This is a genomic window from Pseudomonas sp. TWRC1-2 (assembly GCF_049896685.1).
GTDB lineage: Bacteria > Pseudomonadota > Gammaproteobacteria > Pseudomonadales > Pseudomonadaceae > Aquipseudomonas.
Window position 1 is genome coordinate 85,776 of the sequence record NZ_JAFCUU010000006.1, and the last position, 21,002, is coordinate 106,777.

Consider the following 21,002-nt stretch of genomic DNA (forward strand, 5'->3'; position numbering starts at 1 on the left):
ACAGCCGCGCCCGATTGCAATTGATCCCTGCTTATAAAATAGACCAGTGATCGGCGGCGAACGTTACATGAGGAGTGTCCCATGCATATTTTGCTGACCGGCGGTACCGGCTTGATCGGTCGCCAGCTTTGCCAACACTGGCTTGCCCAAGGGCATCGCTTGACCGTCTGGAGCCGTGAACCGGACACCGTTGCCAAGTGGTGCGGTGCGCAAGTGTTGGGCGTTGGCCGCTTGCAAGACGTGATCGGCAGCGTGGATGCGGTGGTCAATCTGGCCGGCGCGCCCATTGCTGATCGGCCCTGGACCAAAAGGCGCAAGGCCTTGTTGTGGAGCAGCCGCATCAGCCTCACCGAAACGCTGTTGGCGTGGATGGAAGGCCAGGCGCAAAAACCGCAGGTGCTGATTTCCGGTTCGGCGGTCGGTTGGTACGGCGACGGCGGCGAGCGCGAATTGACCGAGGCCAGCGGCCCGGTGCAGGACGACTTCCCGAGCCAGCTGTGTATCGCCTGGGAAGAAACGGCCCTGCGCGCCGAAGCCATGGGCATCCGCGTGGTGCTGGTGCGCACCGGCCTTGTGCTGGCGGCGAAAGGCGGCTTTTTGTCGCGGTTGTTATTGCCGTTCAAGCTGGCGCTGGGCGGGCCGATCGGCGATGGTCGGCAGTGGATGCCGTGGGTTCATATCAAAGATCAAATCGCCCTGATTGATTTTCTTCTGCACAAAGCCGACGCCAGCGGTCCTTATAATGCCTGCGCGCCACACCCGGTGCGCAACCGCGAATTCGCCAGGATCCTGGGCCAGGTGCTGCACCGTCCCGCGTTCATGCCGATGCCGGCGTTTGCATTGAAGGTCGGGCTGGGTGAGTTGTCCGGGTTGTTGCTCGGCGGGCAAAAAGCCGTGCCCGAGCGGCTGTTGGCGGCCGGTTTCACTTTTCAGTTCACTGAGTTGCACGCGGCCCTGGAAGACTTGTCCAGCCGCCTCTAGCCATAGGATGTTGCATGACGGATCACGCGTTGTTACTGGTCAACCTGGGTTCACCGGCCTCCACTTCGGTGGCCGATGTGCGCAGCTACCTCAATCAGTTCCTGATGGACCCTTACGTGATCGACCTGCCGTGGCCGGTGCGGCGGTTGCTGGTGTCGCTGATCCTGATCAAGCGCCCCGAGCAGTCGGCGCATGCCTACGCGTCGATCTGGTGGGACGAGGGTTCACCGCTTGTAGTCTTGAGTCGTCGTTTGCAGCAGCAAATGACCGCGCAGTGGACGCAGGGCCCGGTGGAGCTGGCGATGCGTTATGGCGAACCGTCGCTTGAAACGACGCTGACGCGCCTGGCCGCCCAGGGGATTAAGAAAGTCACCCTGGCGCCGTTGTACCCGCAGTTTGCCGACAGCACCGTGACCACCGTGATTGAAGAAGCCAAGCGTGTGGTGCGTGACAAAAAGCTCAACGTGCAGTTTTCGATCCTGCAGCCCTTTTACGATCAGCCGGAATACCTCGAGGCACTGGTTGCGAGCGCCCGGCCGTATGTCGAGCAGGACTACGATCATTTGCTCCTGAGTTTTCACGGCCTGCCCGAGCGTCATCTGAAAAAGCTCGACCCCACCGGCGGGCATTGTTTCAAGGATGCGAACTGCTGCCAGAACGCGTCGCCCGAGGTGCTTGCCACCTGCTATCGCGCGCAGTGCTTCAGCGTTGCACGGGAATTTGCCGCGCGCATGGGCCTGCCGGATGGCAAGTGGTCGGTGGCATTCCAGTCGCGCCTGGGCCGGGCGAAATGGATCGAACCCTACACCGAAGCCCGCCTGGAAGCCCTGGCCCAGCAAGGCATTAAAAAGCTGCTGGTGATGTGCCCGGCGTTTGTTGCCGATTGCATTGAGACACTGGAAGAGATTGGTGATCGTGGGTTGGAGCAGTTCCGCGAAACAGGGGGCGAGGAGTTGGTGTTGGTGCCGTGCCTCAATGATGATCCGCAGTGGGCTGCGGCGCTGAACACGTTGTGTGAGCGGGCGCCCTTGGCGCTGTGATCAGATTGTCGAAACGATAGAGATCAACTGTGGGAGCGGGCTTGCCCGCGAATGGGAGGTGTCAGTCAACGAATGTATTGGCTGATGCAGCGCCTTCGCGAGCAAGCCCGCTCCCACAGTGTTTTTTAGGGTTTATTCGTGATGCGGTTCACCCAGGAACGTCAGCGAACTGAACAGCCCGCGCGTCGCCACCTCGGCATTGTCCTTGAGCGGGATCTCCACCTGCGCCGCGATCACATTCAACCCTTCGTTACGCACCAGCACCTGGGCGCGACCGTCTTTGTCGGTCTCAGTGCTCAAGGTGTTTGGTGCATTGCGATAGTCGCCCACCAGTTTGATCCCCGCCGCAGGCTTGCCATCCAATAGCACACGCACCGGCAGTGACCGGCCAGGTCCTACGGTCAGCGGATCCACTTCAGGCAGGATCAGCAGCTTGATCTGATCCAGCTTCGGCAACTTCGCCCCCGGCTGATAAATCGCCAGGCTGTACTTGAAGGTCTGGGTCGATGCAATCGCCCCCGGCACATGGCTGCGGCCCTGGTTGATCCACTTCTTGTCCGGCGTCTGCGACCACATGCCGTTATCCAGGGCAACCGCTAAAACGGCGGGTGATTTGAGCGGCTTGAGGCGTGCGTGGTCGGCAAGGCGTTCTACGGTGACCGGGATCATCCTGGCGCTGGCGTCATACGCCCAGGCGCCGCTGATTTTCTCTGCCTTGAAGGCGTTGTCCTCGGCGCCGTGGCCGTAGATCATTTCGATATTGCCGCGTCGCTGTTCGGTCCACAGGCCGTGGGCAGAAACTTGGCTGGCAAACAGCAGGCCGAGCACGGCCAGGGATTTCAAGGCTTGCATGGGAGCGTCCTTTTACAGGTTGAGGGTCAGGCTGACGGTGACGTTGCGCGGCTCACCGGGCGTGACCCAGTAGTTGCTGTAGGAGCGCTCGTAGTACTTTTCGTCGAATACGTTGTTGAGGTTCAGGCCCACGGTGACGTTGTCGCTGGCTTTGTAATGCGCCAGCAGGTCGACGGTGTGGTAGGCGGGCAGTTCGAAACGACTGCCGGCCTCGCCGGAGCGGTCACCGACGTAGGTGAACGCTGCGCCCAGGTCCGAGCCGCGCAACGCGCCATTCTGGAACTCATACACGCCCAACAGGCTGGCGCTGCGCTTGGCCACGCCGAGAATTCGGCTGCCGGTGGGGATGGCTTTGTCGCCCTTGGTCACTTCGGCGTCGATGTAGGCGAAGGCGCCGATGACGCGTACGGCGTCGGTCACTTGCCCGCTCAGTTGCAGGTCTACACCCTGGCTGCGCGCCTTGCCCATGGCGCGCTGGGTGTCGGTGGCGGGATCGAGGGCGAGGACATTTTTCTTTTCGATGTGGAAGGCGGCGAGGGTGGTGCTCAGGCGATCGTCGAACAGCTCGCTCTTGAGCCCTATTTCATAACCGACGCCTTCTTCTGGCTCGAAGGATTTACCGCCGGCATCCAGGCCGTTGTTCGGTTTGAACGACGTTGACGCGTTGGCGAACACGCCGACCTGCGGCGTGAGCTGGTAGAGCAAGCCGGCGCGTTGGGTCAGGGCATCGTGGGTTTGCCGGCCCTTGGCGTGGTTGCGGGTGAAGTCATCGGTGCTTTGTTCGACGTGCTCGAAGCGCGCACCGAGCATGCCGCGCAGGCGGTCGGTAAAAACGATCTGGTCCTGCAGGTTCAGTGCCTGGCTCTTCACCTGTTCGAAAACGTCGGTGCCGGAGCGCGCGCCGTTGGGTTTGGTCTGGCCATAGATCGGTTTATAGATGTCGATGGGGTAGAGGCTGCCGGCAATCGCCGTCACGCGTTCTTTTTTGCGGTAGTCCTCGTACTCGCTGCCGATCAGCAGTTCATGCTGCCAACTGCCGATGTCGAACAGGCCGCGCAGTTCGAGCTGGGTAATGCTGTCATGCCAGCCGGTAGAGCGTTGGCGGTAGCGGCGGTTGACGGTGTGGCCGTCGGCATTCAGCGCGCGGCTTTCCGAGGCGTCGCCCCACAGGCTGCCCTGTTTATAGTGGCTGGCGAGGCGCAGTTGCCAGGCGTCGTTGAGGTGGTGTTCCACGGCGGCCTGGAGGCGGTTGTTGTGGTTGCGGATGTTGCCGTCGTTGGGCTCGCCGAGGAAGGTGGAGCGGGACATGCCGTGCGGCGCGACGATGCCACGGTCGAAGGTTGAGCTGTGGCGCACGAACTCGCTTTCCACAAGCAGGTGGGTGTCCGGGTCCAATTGCCAGCTGAAAGACGGCGCGACGAATACGCGCTTGGCGTCAACGTGATCGCGAAAGCTGTGATTGTCTTCCACCGCCAGGTTCACGCGCGACAGCATGCGGCCGTCGCCGTCCAGTGGCGTGTTCACATCAAGGGCTGTGCGGTAGCGGTCCCAGCTGCCGGCACTGGTTTGCACGGTGGTGAAGGCTTGCAGCTGGGGTTTTTTGCTGACGATATTGACGGTGCCGCCGGGATCGCCACGCCCGTAGAGGCTGGCGGCGGGGCCTTTGGGCACTTCAATGCGCTCGATATTGGCCGCGTCTGGCGTGCTCGGGTAGCCACGGTTGGCGCTGAAACCATCCTGGTAGAACTGCGAAGTGGTGAAGCCGCGCACGCTGTACTCGTAAAGCGTCAGGCCGCCGAAGTTGTTTTGCTTGGACACGCCGCCGGCGAATTCCAGGGCGCGCTCGACATTGGTGCTGCCCAAGTCGTTGAGCACCGTGGCGGGAATCACGCTGATTGATTGTGGGATGTCACGCAGGGCCGTGTCAGTTTTGGTCGCGCTGGCAGACCGGGTGGCGCGATAGCCTTTGACGGGGCCCGTGGCAGATTCATAGGCTTCGCCGGTGACGCTGATGGTGTCCAGTTCGACAGTGTTGTCTTTGGCGTAGCTGTCTTCGGCGTAGGCGGGGTCGAGCAGCAATCCCAAGGCCAGACCAGCCAGTGGGGTAAATCTACGAGGCGGCATGATAGAGCGTTCCAATGTCTATATTGAAACAATATAACATGCCTAATGAGAATGGATTTCTTTTGAAATATTAGGTTACAGGAGCCCGCGAACGGGCTCCCAACCCATTATTCCTCTTCTTTCACCGGCGCCGGCGGTGGGCGCAGGCCGATTTCTGCCAGCAGTTTGAGCTCTTTGCCGTTGCGCATTACCTGGATTGCCACCTTGTCGGTCGGCTTGATCCGCGCGACCTGGTTCATCGACTTACGGCCATCACCGGCCGGTTCGCCATCGATGCTGAGGATCACATCGCCCAGTTGCAGACCGGCTTTCTGCGCCGGGCCGTCGCGGAAGATCCCGGCGACCACGATACCCGGGCGTCCGGTCAAACCGAACGACTCAGCCAATTCCTTGGTCAGCGGCTGTACTTCGATGCCCAGCCAGCCACGGATTACCTGGCCGTGCTCGATGATCGACTTCATCACTTCCATGGCCAGCTTCACCGGGATCGCAAAACCGATGCCCTGGGAGCCGCCGGATTTGGAGAAAATCGCGGTATTGATACCGGTCAGGTTGCCATTGGCATCCACCAACGCGCCGCCGGAGTTGCCCGGGTTGATCGCCGCGTCGGTCTGGATAAAGTCTTCGTAGCTGTTGAGCCCCAGCTGATTACGCCCGGTGGCGCTGATGATGCCCATGGTCACCGTCTGGCCGACGCCAAACGGGTTGCCGATCGCTAGTGCCACGTCACCGACGCGCAGCCCTTCAGAGCGGCCGATGGTGATCGAGGGCAGGCTTTTCAAATCGATCTTCAATACCGCGAGGTCGGTTTCCGGGTCGCTGCCAACCACGCGGGCCAGGGTTTCGCGGCCGTCGCGCAGGGCCACGACAATCTGGTCGGCACCCGTGGTCACGTGGTTGTTGGTGAGGATGTAGCCTTCGGGGCTCATGATCACGCCGGAACCCAGGCTGGATTCCATGCGGCGCTGCTTGGGGCCGTTGTCGCCGAAATAGCGGCGAAATTGCGGGTCTTCAAACAGCGGATGCGCCGGTTTGTTGATGACCTTGGTGGTGTACAGGTTGACCACGGCGGGTGCGGCGATGACCACGGCGTCCGCATAAGTCACCGGACCTTGCACCACCGAACTGGTTTGCGGTGCCTGTTGCAGGTTCACATCAAGGCTGGGTAAGCCCACCCACTGGGGATAACGCTGAATAATCAGCATCGCGATCAGCACGCCAGCCAACAATGGCCATCCAAAAAAACGCAGTGCCTTAAGCATCAAGTAAGTCCTGACAGGTTGCAGGGGGCGGGAGAGCGCCCATAATGTCGCGCATTATACGAGGCTGCGAGCGCCTCGGAACGGGATATTTAGGAGTCTTTTATGGCCGTCCCCCTTACCACCCTCGTCGAGGAAGCGGACCGCTACCTTGGCAGCGCAAAAATTGCCGATTATTGCCCCAATGGCCTGCAGGTCGAGGGCCGTCCGCAGGTGATGCGCATCGTCAGCGGCGTGACCGCAAGCCAGGCTCTGCTGGATGCCGCGGTCGAAGCCCAGGCCGACCTGGTGCTGGTGCACCACGGTTGTTTCTGGAAGGGCGAAAACCCGTGTATCACCGGCATGAAACAGCGCCGCCTGAAAACCCTGCTCAAGCACGACATCAGCCTGCTCGCCTACCACCTGCCGCTGGACCTGCACGCGGACGTGGGCAATAACGTGCAACTCGCCCGCCAGCTGGACATTACCGTCGAAGGCCCGCTGGACCCGAGCAACCCCAAAATCGTCGGCCTGGTCGGTTCCCTCGCCGAGCCCCTGTCGCCCCGCGACTTTGCCCGCCGTGTGCAGGACGTGATGGGCCGTGAACCGCTGCTGATCGAAGGCAGCGAAATGATCCGCCGCGTTGGTTGGTGCACCGGCGGTGGCCAGGGCTATATCGACCAGGCGATTGCCGCCGGCGTCGACCTGTACCTGAGCGGCGAAGCTTCCGAGCAAACCTTTCACTGCGCGCGGGAAAACGACATCAGCTTTATCGCCGCCGGGCACCACGCCACCGAGCGTTATGGCGTGCAGGCGTTGGGCGAGTACCTGGCGCGGCGTTTCGCGCTGGAGCATCTGTTCATCGATTGCCCCAACCCGGTCTAACTACCACCTGGGATCAAATGTGGGAGCGGGCTTGCTCGCGAATGCGGTGTGCCAGTTGATACATATTTCGACTGACACTCTGCTTTCGCGAGCAAGCCCGCTCCCACATTCGACCGAGTTGAGCCAAACCCAGTGGCATATTCATATACCGTTTCGATCTAGCCAGCTCCCTGAATAGAAGAAGGTGCTGTGCTAGCATGCCCCGCTCGAACACGGCCCGCTGGCCGTCCATAAGATCGTTTTTCCGTGAGTAGCCATGGTCGACAAACTGACGCATCTGAAACAGCTGGAGGCGGAAAGCATCCACATCATCCGCGAGGTCGCCGCCGAGTTCGACAACCCGGTGATGCTCTACTCGATCGGTAAAGACTCCGCCGTGATGCTTCACCTGGCGCGCAAGGCCTTCTTCCCGGGCAAGCTGCCGTTCCCGGTGATGCACGTCGACACCCGCTGGAAATTCCAGGAGATGTACAAGTTTCGCGACAAAATGGTCGAAGAGCTTGGCCTGGACCTGATCACCCACGTCAACCCGGACGGTGTGGCGCAGGGCATCAACCCGTTCACCCACGGCAGCGCCAAGCACACCGACATCATGAAAACCGAAGGCCTCAAGCAGGCCTTGGACAAGCATGGTTTCGACGCAGCCTTCGGCGGTGCCCGTCGCGATGAAGAGAAATCCCGCGCCAAAGAGCGCGTGTACTCGTTCCGCGACAGCAAGCACCGTTGGGACCCGAAAAACCAGCGCCCGGAGCTGTGGAACGTCTACAACGGCAACGTCAACAAGGGCGAGTCGATCCGTGTGTTCCCGCTGTCCAACTGGACCGAGCTGGACATCTGGCAGTACATCTACCTGGAAGGCATTCCGATTGTTCCGCTGTACTTCGCCGCCGAACGCGACGTGATCGAGAAGAACGGCACGTTGATCATGATCGACGACGACCGCATCCTCGAGCACTTGTCCGACGAAGACAAAGCCCGAATCGTCAAAAAGAAAGTACGTTTCCGTACCCTGGGCTGCTACCCGTTGACGGGCGCGGTGGAGTCCGAAGCCGAGACGCTGACGGACATCATTCAGGAAATGCTCCTGACGCGAACTTCCGAGCGCCAGGGCCGGGTCATCGACCACGATGGCGCAGGCTCGATGGAAGATAAAAAACGTCAGGGTTATTTCTAAGGGGCTGTCACCAATGTCGCATCAATCTGATTTGATCAGCGAGGACATCCTCGCCTACCTGGGCCAGCACGAGCGCAAGGAAATGTTGCGCTTCCTGACCTGCGGCAACGTCGACGACGGCAAGAGCACCCTGATCGGGCGCCTGCTGCACGACTCCAAGATGATCTACGAAGATCACCTGGAAGCCATCACCCGCGATTCGAAGAAATCCGGCACCACCGGCGATGACATCGACCTGGCCTTGCTCGTCGACGGCCTGCAGGCCGAGCGCGAGCAGGGCATCACCATCGATGTGGCCTACCGCTACTTCTCTACCGCCAAGCGCAAATTCATCATTGCCGACACCCCCGGCCATGAGCAGTACACCCGCAACATGGCCACCGGCGCCTCCACCTGTGACCTGGCGATCATTCTGATCGACGCGCGTTATGGCGTGCAGACCCAGACCCGTCGCCACAGCTTTATCGCCTCGTTGCTGGGCATCAAACATATCGTGGTGGCCATCAACAAGATGGACATCAACGGCTTCGACCAAAGCGTATTCGAGCAGATCAAGGCCGATTACCTGAAGTTTGCCGACGGTATCGCGTTCAAGCCAAGCACCCTGGCCTTCGTGCCGATGTCGGCGCTCAAGGGCGACAACGTGGTGAACAAGAGCGAGCGTTCGCCTTGGTACACCGGCCAGTCGCTGATGGAAATTCTCGAAACCGTCGAGATCGCCAACGACCGCAACTACACCGACCTGCGTTTCCCGGTGCAGTACGTCAACCGTCCGAACCTGAACTTCCGTGGTTTCGCCGGCACCCTGGCCAGCGGCATCGTGCACAAGGGCGACGAAGTCGTGGTGCTGCCGTCGGGCAAGAGCAGCCGCGTCAAATCCATCGTCACCTTTGAAGGTGAGCTGGAACACGCCGGCCCAGGCCAGGCCGTGACCCTGACTATGGAAGACGAGATCGACATCTCCCGTGGCGACCTGCTGGTGCATGCCGACAACGTGCCGCAAGTGACCGATGCCTTCGACGCCATGCTGGTGTGGATGGCCGAAGAGCCGATGCTGCCGGGCAAGAAATACGACATCAAACGCGCGACCAGCTATGTGCCGGGTTCCATCACCAGCATCGTGCACCGCGTGGACGTGAACACCCTGGCCGAAGGCCCGGCGAGTTCGCTGCAGTTGAACGAGATCGGCCGGGTCAAGGTCAGCCTCGACGCCGCCATCGCGCTGGACGGTTACGACAGTAACCGCACCACCGGTGCGTTTATCGTCATCGACCGTTTGACCAACGGCACGGTGGCCGCGGGCATGATCATCGCGCCGCCGGTCCACCATGGTGGTTCAGCGCAACACGGCAGCCTTGCTCATGTCGCCACTGAAGAGCGCGCTCTGCGCTTCGGCCAGCAGCCGGCCACCGTGTTGTTCAGCGGCCTGTCGGGCGCGGGCAAGAGCACCTTGGCCTACGCGGTTGAGCGCAAGTTGTTCGACATGGGCCGTGCGGTCTTCGTACTGGATGGCCAGAACCTGCGTCACGACCTGAACAAAGGATTGCCGCAGGATCGAGCCGGTCGCACTGAAAACTGGCGTCGCGCTGCTCACGTGGCGCGCCAGTTCAACGAAGCCGGCCTGCTGACCCTGGCCGCGTTCGTTGCCCCGGACGCCGAGGGCCGCGAACAGGCCAAGGCGCTGATTGGCGCCGACCGCCTGCTCACCGTCTATGTGCAAGCGTCGCCGCTGGTGTGCGCCGAGCGTGATCCGCAAGGCCTGTACGCGGCGGGTGGGGATAACATCCCTGGCGAGTCTTTCCCGTACGACGTGCCGTTGAATGCCGATCTGGTGATCGACACCCAGGCCACGTCGCTGGAAGACAGCGTCAAGCAAGTGCTGGAGCTGTTGCGTCAGCGCGGCGCGATCTAAACCTCGCCGCCACAAAAAAGCCCGCCACCGATGACTCGGTGGCGGGCTTTTTTGTGGGATCTTGAAAAACCACTCGGTCAACTGTGGGAGGGGACTTGCCCCCGATGGCAGTGTGTCAGTCAGTACGTCTGTTACTGATGTGCCGCTATCGGGGGCAAACCCCCTCCCACAGTTGATTATTGTTTGCCTGGGAAATCAGTGTGCAGCTTGTCCAGCAACGCATCCTTGTCTTCCCACAGCTGGTTGATCCAGCCCTGAAACGCCAACCGGTACTCTCCGTCCTGCTCATAATTCTTGCCGATAAACCCGGCCGGAATCTGCACTTCTTCAAAGTGCACCACCACATCCTTCACATTCCCACACAGCAAGTCCCAGTACCCAGGGCGCCCGGCAGGGTAGTGAATAGTCACGTTGACCAGGGACTTCAACTGCTCACCCATGGCGTCCAGCACAAACGCAATGCCGCCGGCTTTAGGTTTGAGCAAGTAGCGAAATGGGGATTTCTGCTGCGCATGCTTGCCCGGCGTAAAGCGTGTGCCTTCGGCAAAGTTGAAAATGCCCACCGGGTTGTCACGAAACTTCGCACAGGTCTTGCGGGTGGTTTCCAGGTCTTTGCCTTTCTTTTCCGGGTGTTTCTCGAGGTAAGCCTTGGTGTAGCGCTTCATGAATGGGAAGCCCAGCGCCCACCACGCCAGGCCAATCACCGGCACCCAGATCAGCTCCTGCTTGAGGAAGAACTTCAGCGGGCGAATCCGTCGATTGAGCACGTACTGCAACACCATGATGTCCACCCAGCTCTGGTGGTTACTGGTCACCAGGTACGAGTGCTCGTAGTCCAGCCCTTCAAGGCCGGTCAGGTGCCAGCGCGTGCGCCGTACCAGGTTCATCCAGCCCTTGTTATTGGTGACCCAGGCTTCGTGGGTGTGGTTCATCAGCCATTCGCTGAAGCGCTTGGCAAATGGCAGCGCCTTGAACAGCGCGACGATAAACAGAAACGAGCACAACAGAATCGTGTTCAGCGCCAACAACAAGGACGCGATCACCCCGCGCACGGCGGCAGGTAGAAAATCCAGCATTTAAATATCCATAGGTCGGTTGGCGGCTTGAATCGCAGTCAGGGCGATGGTGTACACGATGTCGTCGACCTGAGCGCCGCGCGGCAGGTCGTTCACCGGTTTGCGCAGGCCTTGCAGCATCGGCCCCAGGCTTACGCAATCGGCGCTGCGCTGCACGGCCTTGTGCGTGGTGTTGCCGGTGTTCAGGTCTGGGAACACAAACACCGTGGCTTTGCCGGCGACCAGGCTGTTGGGCGCCAGTTGCCGGGCCACGGTTTCGTTGGCGGCGGCGTCGTATTGCAACGGCCCGTCGATCAGCAGCGAGCTTTGCTGTTCGTGGGCGAGCAGGGTGGCTTCGCGGACTTTTTCCACTTCCTCGCCACTGGCCGAATCGCCGCTGGAATAGCTGATCATCGCCACGCGCGGGGTGATGCCGAACGCGGCGGCCGAGTCGGCGCTTTGCAGGGCGATTTCTGCCAGTTCCGCCGCGCTCGGGTGCGGGTTCATCACACAGTCGCCGTAGACCAGCACCTGCTCGGGGAACAGCATGAAGAACACTGACGACACCAGGGTGCAGCCCGGCGCCGTTTTAATCAGCTGCAGGGCAGGGCGGATGGTGTTGGCGGTGGAGTGGATGACGCCGGAGACCAGGCCATCCACTTCATCCAGCGCGAGCATCATGGTGGCGATCACCACGGTGTCTTCCAGTTGCTGCTCGGCCATCGGTGCGTTGAGGCTTTTGCTCTTGCGCAGCGCGACCATCGGTTCGACATAACGCTGGCGAATCAGGTCCGGGTCGAGAATCTCCAGGCCTTCGGGCAGCTCGATGCCGTGGGCGCGGGCCACCGCTTCCACATCCGCCGGTTTGGCCAGCAACACGCAACGGGCAATGCCGCGCGCCTGGCAGATGGCGGCAGCTTGCACGGTCAACGGCTCGCTGCCTTCGGGCAACACGATGCGTTTGTTGGCGGCCTGGGCGCGTTGGATCAACTGGTAGCGGAACACGGCCGGCGACAGGCGCATCTCTCGTGGCGTGCCGCAGCGTTGGTGCAACCAGCGTGCGTCGAGGTGGCTGGCGACGAAATCGGTGATGATTTCTGCGCGCTCGCGGTCATCAATCGGGATTTCTTTGTTAAGGCTGTTGAGCTGGTTGGCGGTGTCGTAGGAGCCCGTGCTCACCGACAACACCGGCAGCCCGGCCTGGAACGCGCCCCGGCACAGATCCATGATGCGCGGGTCGGGCAGTGTGTCGCTGGTCAGCAGCAGGCCGGCCAGCGGCACGCCGTTGATCGCGGCCAGGCTGACGGCGAGGATGATGTCGTCGCGATCGCCAGGAGTAACCACCAGCACGCCGGGCTTGAGCAGCTCCACAGTGTTACGCATAGTGCGCGCGCAGATGATGATTTTGGTCATGCGTCGGGTTTCGTAATCGCCGGCATTGAGGATCTGTGCGCCCATCAGGTCGGCCACGTCGCGGGTGCGCGGCGCGTTGAGTTCGGGCTGGTACGGGATGCAGCCAAGCAGGCGGAAGTCACCGCTGCGCAACAGTGGCGAATGTTCTTTGAGGCGCGCCGAGAACGCTTCCATGCTTTCGTCGGTGCGCACTTTGTTGAGAATCACGCCCAGCACTTTCGGGTCTTTGGGGCCGCCGAACAGTTGCGCCTGCAGTTCCACGCGGCCAGAGAGCTCGGTGAGCACTTCGTTTTCCGGCGCCGAGACCAGGATCACTTCCGCATCCAGACTCTTGGCCAGGTGCAGGTTGACCCGCGCCGCATAGCTGGCGCTGCGGGTTGGCACCATGCCTTCGACGATCAGCACGTCCTTGCCCACGGCGGCTTGCTGGTAAAGGGTGATGATTTCTTCCAGCAGCTCGTCCAGCTGGCCGTCGCCGAGCATGCGCTCTACATGGGCCAGGCCCAAAGGCTGGGGCGGTTTCAGGCCGTGGGTGCGGGCCACCAGCTCGGTGGAGCGCTCGGGGCCGGTGTCGCCCGGGTGCGGCTGGGCAATGGGTTTGAAGAAACCGACTTTCAGCCCGGCCCGTTCAAGGGTACGCACCAGCCCAAGGCTGATGGAGGTCAGACCCACACCAAAATCGGTGGGCGCGATAAAAAAAGTCTGCATGCGAATTCTCTGGAGGTGCATGGCTTCGGTGGCGCTCTATGGTTGAGCGCCTACCGGGAATCAGACGCCAAGGTTATCGTTATTCGAGCGCTTGCGCACACCAGCCACACGCAAAGGGTTGGCCTATTTTTTCAAGGCGTTGCGCGGGGTCCAGTACCCAGGCGCGCGACTGCCATGGCGGTTGGTGGCGCAGGTGCTGGGTGTGGCCGCAGGACAGCTCGGCGACCCAGTGCCGGTCGTCATCCTGGTGGAATCCGAGGATGAAGGATGCCGTTGATCGGTCCCGTCTGTCCGGGTTGTGTTCGCTTTCGGGCAAATCCTTGTTTAGACTTGTCCGTTCTTCATTCTTATGCAAAAGGTCTCGCCCCATGACGATCGCCGCTAACAAGGCTGTCTCCATCGACTATACCCTGACCAACGACGCTGGTGAGGTCATCGACAGCTCCGCCGGCGGCGCGCCGCTGGTCTACCTGCAAGGCGCAGGTAACATCATCCCGGGCCTGGAAAAGGCTCTGGAAGGCAAGAACGTGGGTGACGAACTGACCGTCGCCGTAGAACCTGAAGACGCTTACGGCGAATACTCCGCCGAACTGGTCAGCACCTTGAGCCGCAGCATGTTCGAAGGCGTTGACGAGCTGGAAGTGGGCATGCAGTTCCACGCTTCCGCGCCGGACGGCCAAATGCAGATCGTCACCATCCGCGATCTGGACGGCGATGACGTGACCGTTGACGGTAACCACCCTCTGGCTGGCCAGCGCCTGAACTTCCAAGTGAAGATCGTTGCCATCCGCGACGCTTCCCAGGAAGAAGTGGCCCACGGCCACGTTCACGGTGAAGGCGGTCATCACCATTGATTGTGGTTTGATCAATAGGTAGCAAAAACGCCCCGACTGGTTCGGGGCGTTTTTTTGTGCATTGAAAATGCACCCCAGTCCAAATGTGGGAGCGGGCTTGCTCGCGATAGCGGTGTATCAGCCAAGTATTCGGTGACTGACACGCTGTAATCGCGGGCAAGCCCGCTCCCACATTGCACTGCGCACGCCCTATATGCGGCGCAAACAAAAATGCCCCGCACCTTTCGGTGCGGGGCATTTCTTAACTGTTACGCGGCCTGGGCTACGTGGCAGTTTTTACCACTTAGGCTGCTGCAGCGACGTTCAGAGCCTTGATGTGGCCATTCAGGCGGCTCTTATGACGAGCGGCCTTGTTCTTGTGGATGATGCCTTTATCGGCCATACGGTCGATAACTGGCACGGCCAGAACGTAAGCAGCTTGGGCTTTTTCAGCGTCTTTGGTGTCGATGGCTTTAACTACATTCTTGATGTAGGTACGAACCATGGAACGCAGGCTGGCGTTGTGGCTGCGACGCTTCTCAGCCTGTTTTGCACGTTTTTTGGCGGAAGGTGTGTTGGCCACCGTCGAGCTCCTCGAAAGACTTTTTAGGAAATAGCAAACAAAATAGGCCGCGAATCATGCCGATGACTTGATGGGTTGTCAAGGGCGGCTGATGCGAACTGCTGAGTGGTCGATCTGAAGAGGCGGGTGATTTATTTCCGGCGCTTGACCTGTAAACTCGCGAGCTTTGGCTCTGTGCTGTTGCAGGCGCGCAGTATCGCATAAGTGGGCGCTTTGTTCGCCTGCTCTTTATCTATAGGCGCAAACTCTTTCAATGAATCTGCTCAAATCGTTGGCTGCCGTCAGCTCTATCACGATGATCTCCCGGGTTTTGGGGTTCGTGCGCGACACCCTGCTGGCGCGCATTTTTGGCGCCAGCATGGCCACGGATGCGTTCTTTATTGCCTTTAAACTGCCCAACCTGCTGCGACGCATCTTTGCCGAGGGGGCATTTTCCCAGGCCTTCGTGCCAATTCTGGCCGAGTACAAAAACCAGCAGGGCGAAGAAGCCACCCGCACCTTTATCGCGTATGTTTCGGGCCTGCTGACCCTGGTGCTGATGCTAGTCACCATCGCCGGCATGCTCGCCGCGCCTTGGGTGATCTGGGCCACGGCGCCGGGTTTTGCCAATACCCCGGAAAAATTCGCGCTGACCACTGATCTGCTGCGCGTGACCTTTCCTTATATATTGCTGATTTCCCTGTCGTCCCTGGCTGGGGCGATCCTCAACACCTGGAACCGCTTCTCGGTGCCAGCCTTCGTGCCGACGCTGCTGAACGTCAGCATGATTATTTTTGCGCTGTTCCTCACGCCGTACTTCGATCCGCCGGTGATGGCCCTGGGTTGGGCGGTGCTGGCGGGTGGCCTGGCGCAATTGCTGTACCAGCTGCCGCACCTGAAAAAGATCGGCATGCTCGTGCTGCCGCGCCTGAACCTCAAGGACACTGGCGTCTGGCGCGTGATGCGCAATATGTTGCCGGCGATCCTCGGGGTCTCCGTCAGTCAGATATCGCTGATCATCAACACCGCGTTCGCCTCGCTGCTGGTTTCAGGCTCAGTGTCCTGGATGTACTACGCCGACCGTCTGATGGAGCTGCCGTCCGGCGTGCTCGGGGTGGCCCTGGGCACCATTTTGCTGCCAACCTTGTCGCGCACCTATGCGAGCAAGGACCGCCAGGAGTATTCGCGGATCCTCGATTGGGGCCTGCGCCTGTGCTTTATGTTGGTACTGCCGTGTTCTCTGGCCTTGGGCATCCTGGCCGAACCGCTGACCGTGTCGCTGTTTCAATACGGCCAATTCAGCGCGTTTGACGCCTCGATGACCCAGCGTGCGCTGGTCGCCTACTCCGTCGGGCTGCTCGGCATTATTGTGATCAAGGTGCTGGCGCCGGGGTTCTACGCCCAGCAAAACATCCGCACACCGGTCAAGATCGCAATCTTCACCCTGATCGTCACTCAACTGCTTAACTTGGTGTTCATCGGTCCGCTGGCTCACGCCGGCCTGGCCCTGGCCATCAGCGCTGGTGCCTGCATCAATGCCGGCCTGTTGTTTTACCAACTGCGTAAACAACAGATGTATCAGCCGCAGCCGGGCTGGGGCATGTTCGCCCTCAAGCTGCTCGTGGCGGTGGCGACCATGTCGGCCGTGTTGTTGGGCCTGATGCACTTTATGCCCGCCTGGGACCAAGGCCATATGCTGGAGCGCTTCATGCGCCTGGGCATTTTGGTGGTTGCCGGCGTGGTGGTGTACTTCGGGATGTTGCTGCTGCAAGGCTTTCGCCTGCGTGATTTCAATCGCAAGTCCCTGGGATAGAGAGTTTGCCGCGATAAAACGATGGTTTTATCGATTCGATCCATTTGGCCTGCGCTGTTGCCTGTCGTCCGGGGCCGGGTGTGGTTATAATCGACCACTTTATGAGCAAGAAGCGCGTTATGCAGCTGGTTCGAGGTCTCCACAACCTGCGCCCCGAGCATCGGGGCTGCGTCGCCACTATTGGCAACTTTGACGGTGTTCACCGTGGTCACCAGGCTATCCTGGGCCGGCTGCGTGAACGCGCGGTCGAGTTGGGCGTGCCCAGCTGCGTGGTGATTTTTGAGCCGCAGCCACGGGAATTCTTTACCCCGGAAACGGCGCCGGCACGGTTGGCTCGTTTGCGCGACAAGCTGCAGCTGCTGGCCGAAGAGGGCGTGGACCGTGTTCTTTGCCTGGCCTTCAACCAGCGTCTGCAAAGCCTCAGCGCCGCGGAGTTCGTCGACCGTATTCTGGTAGATGGCCTGGGCGTACAGCACCTGGAGGTCGGCGACGACTTCCGTTTCGGTTGCGACCGCGTCGGGGATTTCGACTTCCTGCAACACGCCGGTGTGAATCAAGGTTTTACCGTCGAAGCCGCGCAAACCGTCGAACTGGACGGCCTGCGCGTGAGCAGTACCCAGGTGCGTAACGCCCTGGCCGCTGCCGACTTCGCCTTGGCCGAGCGTTTGCTCGGTCGCCCGTTCCGCATTGCCGGGCGGGTACTGCACGGCCAGAAGCTGGCGCGCCAACTGGGCACGCCAACCGCCAACGTGCAACTCAAGCGCCGTCGTGTGCCACTCACCGGGGTTTACCTGGTGAGCGTCGACATCGACGGCCAATCGTGGCCGGGAGTCGCCAACATAGGCGTCAGGCCCACGGTTGCAGGTGATGGCAAGGCCCACCTGGAAGTTCACCTTTTGGATTTTGCCGGTGATTTGTATGACCGGCGTTTGACGGTGGTTTTCCACCAGAAGCTGCGTGAAGAGCAGCGTTTCGCCTCGCTTGAGGCGTTGAAAACGGCGATCAATGCGGATGTCGCCGCCGCCCGTGCACTAGCCGCACCTAGCGCCCATCGCTAACCGAAGAGCCTTAAATGACCGACTATAAAGCCACGCTAAACCTTCCGGACACCGCCTTCCCAATGAAGGCCGGCCTGCCACAGCGCGAACCGCAGATTCTGCAGCGCTGGGACAGTATTGGCCTGTACGGAAAGTTGCGCGAAATTGGCAAGGATCGTCCGAAATTCGTCCTGCACGACGGCCCTCCTTATGCCAACGGCACGATTCACATCGGTCATGCGCTGAACAAAATTCTCAAGGACATGATCCTGCGCTCTAAAACCCTGTCGGGTTTCGACGCACCTTATGTTCCGGGCTGGGACTGCCATGGCCTGCCAATCGAGCACAAAGTCGAAGTGACTTACGGCAAGAACCTGGGCGCGGATAAAACCCGCGAACTGTGCCGTGCCTACGCCACCGAACAGATCGAAGGGCAGAAGTCCGAATTCATCCGCCTGGGCGTGTTGGGCGAGTGGGACAACCCGTACAAAACCATGAACTTCAAGAACGAGGCCGGGGAAATCCGTGCCTTGGCTGAAATCGTCAAGGGCGGTTTCGTGTTCAAGGGCCTCAAGCCCGTGAACTGGTGCTTCGACTGCGGTTCGGCCCTGGCCGAGGCGGAAGTCGAGTACGAAGACAAGAAGTCCTCGACCATCGACGTGGCCTTCCCGATCGCCGACGACGCCAAGCTGGCTGAGGCCTTTGGCCTGGCAAGCCTGAGCAAACCGGCTGCCATCGTGATCTGGACCACCACCCCGTGGACCATCCCGGCCAACCAGGCGCTCAACGTGCACCCGGAATTCACCTACGCCCTAGTGGACGTCGGTGATCGCCTGCTGGTGCTCGCTGAAGAAATGGTCGAAGCCTGCCTGGCGCGTTACGAGCTGCAAGGTTCGGTGATCGCCACCACCACTGGCACATCGCTGGAATTGATCAACTTCCGTCACCCGTTCTATGACCGCCTGTCGCCGGTGTACCTGGCTGACTACGTTGAGCTGGGTTCGGGCACGGGTGTGGTTCACTCCGCACCGGCCTACGGCGTTGACGACTTTGTGACCTGCAAAGCCTACGGCATGGTCAACGACGACATCCTCAACCCGGTGCAGAGCAATGGCGTGTACGCGCCGTCGCTGGAGTTCTTCGGCGGCCAGTTCATCTTCAAGGCTAACGAGCCAATCATCGATAAGCTGCGTGAAGTCGGTTCGCTGCTGCACACCGAAACCATCAAGCACAGCTACATGCACTGCTGGCGCCACAAGACCCCGTTGATCTACCGCGCCACCGCGCAGTGGTTTATCGGCATGGACAAAGAGCCGACCAGCGGCGACACCCTGCGAGTGCGCTCGCTCAAAGCCATCGAAGACACCAAGTTCGTCCCGGCCTGGGGCCAGGCGCGCCTGCACTCGATGATCGCCAACCGCCCGGATTGGTGCATCTCCCGTCAGCGTAACTGGGGCGTGCCAATCCCGTTCTTCCTCAACAAGGAAAGCGGCGAGCTGCACCCACGTACCGTCGAACTGATGGAAGAAGTCGCCCTGCGTGTTGAGCAGGAAGGCATCGAAGCCTGGTTCAAGCTGGACGCCGCCGAGCTGCTGGGCGACGAAGCGCCGCTGTACGACAAGATCAGCGACACCCTCGACGTGTGGTTCGACTCCGGCACCACTCACTGGCACGTGCTGCGCGGTTCGCACCCGATGGGCCACGAGACCGGCCCGCGTGCCGACCTGTACCTGGAAGGTTCGGACCAACACCGCGGCTGGTTCCACTCCTCCTTGTTGACCGGCTGCGCCATCGACAACCACGCGCCATACCGCGAACTGCTGACCCACGGTTTTACCGTCGACGAGACGGGCCGCAAGATGTCCAAGTCGCTGAAAAACGTGATCGAGCCGAAGAAGATCAATGAAACCCTGGGCGCCGACATAATGCGTCTGTGGGTAGCCTCGACCGATTATTCGGGCGAAATCGCCGTGTCGGACCAGATCCTGGCCCGTAGCGCCGATGCCTACCGCCGTATCCGTAATACCGCACGCTTCCTGCTGTCGAACCTGACCGGTTTCAACCCGGCCACCGACCTGCTGCCGGCCGAGGACATGCTCGCCCTCGACCGTTGGGCCGTGGACCGTACCCTGTTGCTGCAGCGCGAGTTGCAGGAACACTACGGCGAATACCGCTTCTGGAACGTGTACTCCAAGATCCACAACTTCTGCGTGCAGGAACTGGGCGGTTTCTACCTCGACATCATCAAGGACCGCCAGTACACCACCGGCGCCAACAGCAAGGCACGCCGTTCGGCGCAGACCGCGCTGTACCACATCTCTGAAGCGCTGGTGCGCTGGATCGCGCCGATCCTGGCCTTCACCGCCGACGAGCTGTGGGAATACCTGCCGGGCGAGCGTAACGAATCGGTGATGCTCAACACCTGGTACGAAGGCCTGACCGAACTGCCGGCCGACTTCGAACTGGGCCGCGAGTACTGGGAAGGCGTAATGGCCGTGAAGGTTGCGGTGAACAAGGAGCTGGAAGTGCAGCGTGCGGCCAAGGCCGTCGGTGGCAACTTGCAGGCCGAAGTTACCCTGTTTGCTGAGGAAGGCCTGAGCGCCGACCTGGCCAAGTTGAGCAACGAACTGCGCTTCGTGCTGATCACCTCGACTGCCAGCCTGGCACCGTTTGCCCAGGCACCTGCGGACGCGGTGGCTACCGAAGTGCCGGGCCTCAAGCTTCAAGTGGTCAAGTCGGCCTTCCCTAAGTGCGCCCGTTGCTGGCACTGCCGTGAAGACGTTGGCGTGAACCCTGAGCATCCGGAAATCTGCGGTCGTTGCGTCGACAACATCAGCGGTGCTGGCGAGGTTCGCCACTATGCCTAACGCCAGCCGTTTCGGACGTCTGGGCTGGCTCGTACTGAGCGTGCTGGTGCTGGTCATTGACCAGCTCAGCAAGGCTCACTTCGAAGGTGCCTTGCAGATGTACCAGCAGATCGTGGTCATCCCTGACTACTTCAGCTGGACCCTGGCCTACAACACCGGCGCTGCCTTCAGCTTCCTCGCTGACAGCTCCGGCTGGCAGCGCTGGCTGTTCGCGTTGATCGCGGTCGTGGTCAGTGCAGTCCTGGTGGTCTGGCTTAAGCGCCTGGGTCGCGATGACACCTGGCTCGCGATCGCCCTGGCCCTGGTGTTGGGCGGCGCGCTGGGCAACCTGTACGACCGCATTGCCCTGGGCCATGTGATCGACTTTATCCTGGTGCATTGGCAGAACCGCTGGTACTTCCCGGCGTTCAACTTTGCCGACAGCGCCATCACCGTCGGTGCAATCATGCTGGCGTTGGACATGTTCAAAAGCAAGAAAACCGGAGAGACCGTCAATGACTGATCAGGT

General features: G+C 60.8%; 17 protein-coding genes. 10 read left to right on the forward strand and 7 right to left on the reverse strand.

From position 1 onward, the window contains the following. Positions 1 to 81 precede the first annotated feature (81 nt). Both ACP7B3_RS18240 and hemH read left to right on the forward strand, forming a co-directional pair. Positions 82 to 981 (forward strand): TIGR01777 family oxidoreductase, encoded by a 900-nt coding sequence (locus tag ACP7B3_RS18240; protein WP_426180035.1) that lies wholly within the window; start codon positions 82 to 84, stop codon positions 979 to 981. 14 nt (positions 982 to 995) lie between these two features. Next, complete coding sequence (gene hemH, locus ACP7B3_RS18245; RefSeq protein ID WP_426180037.1) at positions 996 to 2,021, forward strand: ferrochelatase; 1,026 nt, start codon at positions 996 to 998, stop codon at positions 2,019 to 2,021. Positions 2,022 to 2,153: 132 nt separating this feature from the next. On the opposite strand, the gene ACP7B3_RS18250 is transcribed toward hemH, so the two are convergent. From ACP7B3_RS18250 to algW, 3 genes are all read right to left on the reverse strand, one after another. Continuing rightward, positions 2,154 to 2,873, reverse strand: coding sequence for a DUF4198 domain-containing protein (locus ACP7B3_RS18250; RefSeq protein ID WP_426180039.1), 720 nt, complete (start codon positions 2,871 to 2,873; stop codon positions 2,154 to 2,156). A 12-nt stretch (positions 2,874 to 2,885) separates the two neighbouring features. Then, positions 2,886 to 4,997 carry a TonB-dependent siderophore receptor gene (locus tag ACP7B3_RS18255; RefSeq protein ID WP_426180041.1) on the reverse strand — a complete coding sequence of 704 codons (2,112 nt, stop codon included), beginning with the start codon at positions 4,995 to 4,997 and terminating at the stop codon, positions 2,886 to 2,888. A gap of 107 nt (positions 4,998 to 5,104) precedes the next feature. Further along, a complete protein-coding gene (gene algW, locus ACP7B3_RS18260) occupies positions 5,105 to 6,259 on the reverse strand; it encodes a Do family serine endopeptidase AlgW (RefSeq protein WP_369302557.1) in 1,155 nt (384 codons plus the stop codon). Positions 6,260 to 6,361: 102 nt separating this feature from the next. On the opposite strand from algW, the gene ACP7B3_RS18265 reads away from it, so the two are divergent. The 3 genes from ACP7B3_RS18265 to cysN all read left to right on the forward strand — a co-directional run bounded on the left by ACP7B3_RS18265 (position 6,362) and on the right by cysN (position 10,206). Further along, the gene (locus ACP7B3_RS18265; protein ID WP_426180045.1) at positions 6,362 to 7,120 is read left to right on the forward strand and encodes a Nif3-like dinuclear metal center hexameric protein; all 759 of its coding nucleotides are present in this window, start codon (positions 6,362 to 6,364) and stop codon (positions 7,118 to 7,120) included. Between the two features lie 256 nt (positions 7,121 to 7,376). After that, a complete protein-coding gene (gene cysD / locus ACP7B3_RS18270) occupies positions 7,377 to 8,294 on the forward strand; it encodes a sulfate adenylyltransferase subunit CysD (protein WP_017137614.1) in 918 nt (305 codons plus the stop codon). A gap of 13 nt (positions 8,295 to 8,307) precedes the next feature. Then, a complete protein-coding gene (gene cysN / locus ACP7B3_RS18275) occupies positions 8,308 to 10,206 on the forward strand; it encodes a sulfate adenylyltransferase subunit CysN (protein ID WP_426180049.1) in 1,899 nt (632 codons plus the stop codon). 176 nt (positions 10,207 to 10,382) lie between these two features. Here the strand turns inward: cysN and ACP7B3_RS18280 are convergent, their stop codons facing one another. From ACP7B3_RS18280 to ACP7B3_RS18290, 3 genes are all read right to left on the reverse strand, one after another. Further along, a complete protein-coding gene (locus tag ACP7B3_RS18280) occupies positions 10,383 to 11,282 on the reverse strand; it encodes an acyltransferase (RefSeq protein WP_145165591.1) in 900 nt (299 codons plus the stop codon). Then, complete coding sequence (gene pta, locus ACP7B3_RS18285) at positions 11,283 to 13,382, reverse strand: phosphate acetyltransferase (RefSeq protein WP_106578583.1); 2,100 nt, start codon at positions 13,380 to 13,382, stop codon at positions 11,283 to 11,285. A gap of 79 nt (positions 13,383 to 13,461) precedes the next feature. Further along, positions 13,462 to 13,752: a DUF3565 domain-containing protein gene (locus ACP7B3_RS18290; protein ID WP_242195076.1), complete on the reverse strand. Its 291-nt coding sequence runs from the start codon at positions 13,750 to 13,752 to the stop codon at positions 13,462 to 13,464. On the opposite strand from ACP7B3_RS18290, the gene ACP7B3_RS18295 reads away from it, so the two are divergent. Further along, positions 13,751 to 14,236 (forward strand): FKBP-type peptidyl-prolyl cis-trans isomerase, encoded by a 486-nt coding sequence (locus ACP7B3_RS18295; protein WP_003188398.1) that lies wholly within the window; start codon positions 13,751 to 13,753, stop codon positions 14,234 to 14,236. The genes ACP7B3_RS18290 and ACP7B3_RS18295 overlap by 2 nt on opposite strands. Positions 14,237 to 14,519: 283 nt before the next feature. Here the strand turns inward: ACP7B3_RS18295 and rpsT are convergent, their stop codons facing one another. Further along, positions 14,520 to 14,798, reverse strand: coding sequence for a 30S ribosomal protein S20 (rpsT, locus tag ACP7B3_RS18300; protein ID WP_003171647.1), 279 nt, complete (start codon positions 14,796 to 14,798; stop codon positions 14,520 to 14,522). 253 nt (positions 14,799 to 15,051) lie between these two features. Here rpsT and murJ point away from each other — a divergent pair, with 253 nt between their 5' ends. The 4 genes from murJ to lspA all read left to right on the forward strand — a co-directional run bounded on the left by murJ (position 15,052) and on the right by lspA (position 20,996). Then, positions 15,052 to 16,590 carry a murein biosynthesis integral membrane protein MurJ gene (murJ, locus tag ACP7B3_RS18305; protein ID WP_145165592.1) on the forward strand — a complete coding sequence of 513 codons (1,539 nt, stop codon included), beginning with the start codon at positions 15,052 to 15,054 and terminating at the stop codon, positions 16,588 to 16,590. 119 nt (positions 16,591 to 16,709) lie between these two features. Beyond that, positions 16,710 to 17,648, forward strand: coding sequence for a bifunctional riboflavin kinase/FAD synthetase (gene ribF / locus ACP7B3_RS18310; RefSeq protein WP_064450635.1), 939 nt, complete (start codon positions 16,710 to 16,712; stop codon positions 17,646 to 17,648). A 14-nt stretch (positions 17,649 to 17,662) separates the two neighbouring features. Continuing rightward, positions 17,663 to 20,494 carry an isoleucine--tRNA ligase gene (gene ileS, locus ACP7B3_RS18315; protein ID WP_426180054.1) on the forward strand — a complete coding sequence of 944 codons (2,832 nt, stop codon included), beginning with the start codon at positions 17,663 to 17,665 and terminating at the stop codon, positions 20,492 to 20,494. Continuing rightward, a complete protein-coding gene (gene lspA, locus ACP7B3_RS18320; protein ID WP_426180057.1) occupies positions 20,487 to 20,996 on the forward strand; it encodes a signal peptidase II in 510 nt (169 codons plus the stop codon). The genes ileS and lspA overlap by 8 nt, the downstream gene beginning before the upstream one ends. Positions 20,997 to 21,002: the final 6 nt, after the last annotated feature.

What these genes read in the sequence shown, in the direction of transcription:
- ACP7B3_RS18240 (WP_426180035.1), top strand. Translation starts at nt 82, where the DNA reads ATGCATATTTTGCTGACCGGCGGTACCGGCTTGATCGGTCGCCAGCTT.
- hemH (WP_426180037.1), top strand. Translation starts at nt 996, where the DNA reads ATGACGGATCACGCGTTGTTACTGGTCAACCTGGGTTCACCGGCCTCC.
- ACP7B3_RS18250 (WP_426180039.1), bottom strand. Translation starts at nt 2,873, where the DNA reads ATGCAAGCCTTGAAATCCCTGGCCGTGCTCGGCCTGCTGTTTGCCAGC.
- ACP7B3_RS18255 (WP_426180041.1), bottom strand. Translation starts at nt 4,997, where the DNA reads ATGCCGCCTCGTAGATTTACCCCACTGGCTGGTCTGGCCTTGGGATTG.
- algW (WP_369302557.1), bottom strand. Translation starts at nt 6,259, where the DNA reads ATGCTTAAGGCACTGCGTTTTTTTGGATGGCCATTGTTGGCTGGCGTG.
- ACP7B3_RS18265 (WP_426180045.1), top strand. Translation starts at nt 6,362, where the DNA reads ATGGCCGTCCCCCTTACCACCCTCGTCGAGGAAGCGGACCGCTACCTT.
- cysD (WP_017137614.1), top strand. Translation starts at nt 7,377, where the DNA reads ATGGTCGACAAACTGACGCATCTGAAACAGCTGGAGGCGGAAAGCATC.
- cysN (WP_426180049.1), top strand. Translation starts at nt 8,308, where the DNA reads ATGTCGCATCAATCTGATTTGATCAGCGAGGACATCCTCGCCTACCTG.
- ACP7B3_RS18280 (WP_145165591.1), bottom strand. Translation starts at nt 11,282, where the DNA reads ATGCTGGATTTTCTACCTGCCGCCGTGCGCGGGGTGATCGCGTCCTTG.
- pta (WP_106578583.1), bottom strand. Translation starts at nt 13,382, where the DNA reads ATGCAGACTTTTTTTATCGCGCCCACCGATTTTGGTGTGGGTCTGACC.
- ACP7B3_RS18295 (WP_003188398.1), top strand. Translation starts at nt 13,751, where the DNA reads ATGACGATCGCCGCTAACAAGGCTGTCTCCATCGACTATACCCTGACC.
- ACP7B3_RS18290 (WP_242195076.1), bottom strand. Translation starts at nt 13,752, where the DNA reads ATGGGGCGAGACCTTTTGCATAAGAATGAAGAACGGACAAGTCTAAAC.
- murJ (WP_145165592.1), top strand. Translation starts at nt 15,052, where the DNA reads ATGAATCTGCTCAAATCGTTGGCTGCCGTCAGCTCTATCACGATGATC.
- ribF (WP_064450635.1), top strand. Translation starts at nt 16,710, where the DNA reads ATGCAGCTGGTTCGAGGTCTCCACAACCTGCGCCCCGAGCATCGGGGC.
- ileS (WP_426180054.1), top strand. Translation starts at nt 17,663, where the DNA reads ATGACCGACTATAAAGCCACGCTAAACCTTCCGGACACCGCCTTCCCA.
- lspA (WP_426180057.1), top strand. Translation starts at nt 20,487, where the DNA reads ATGCCTAACGCCAGCCGTTTCGGACGTCTGGGCTGGCTCGTACTGAGC.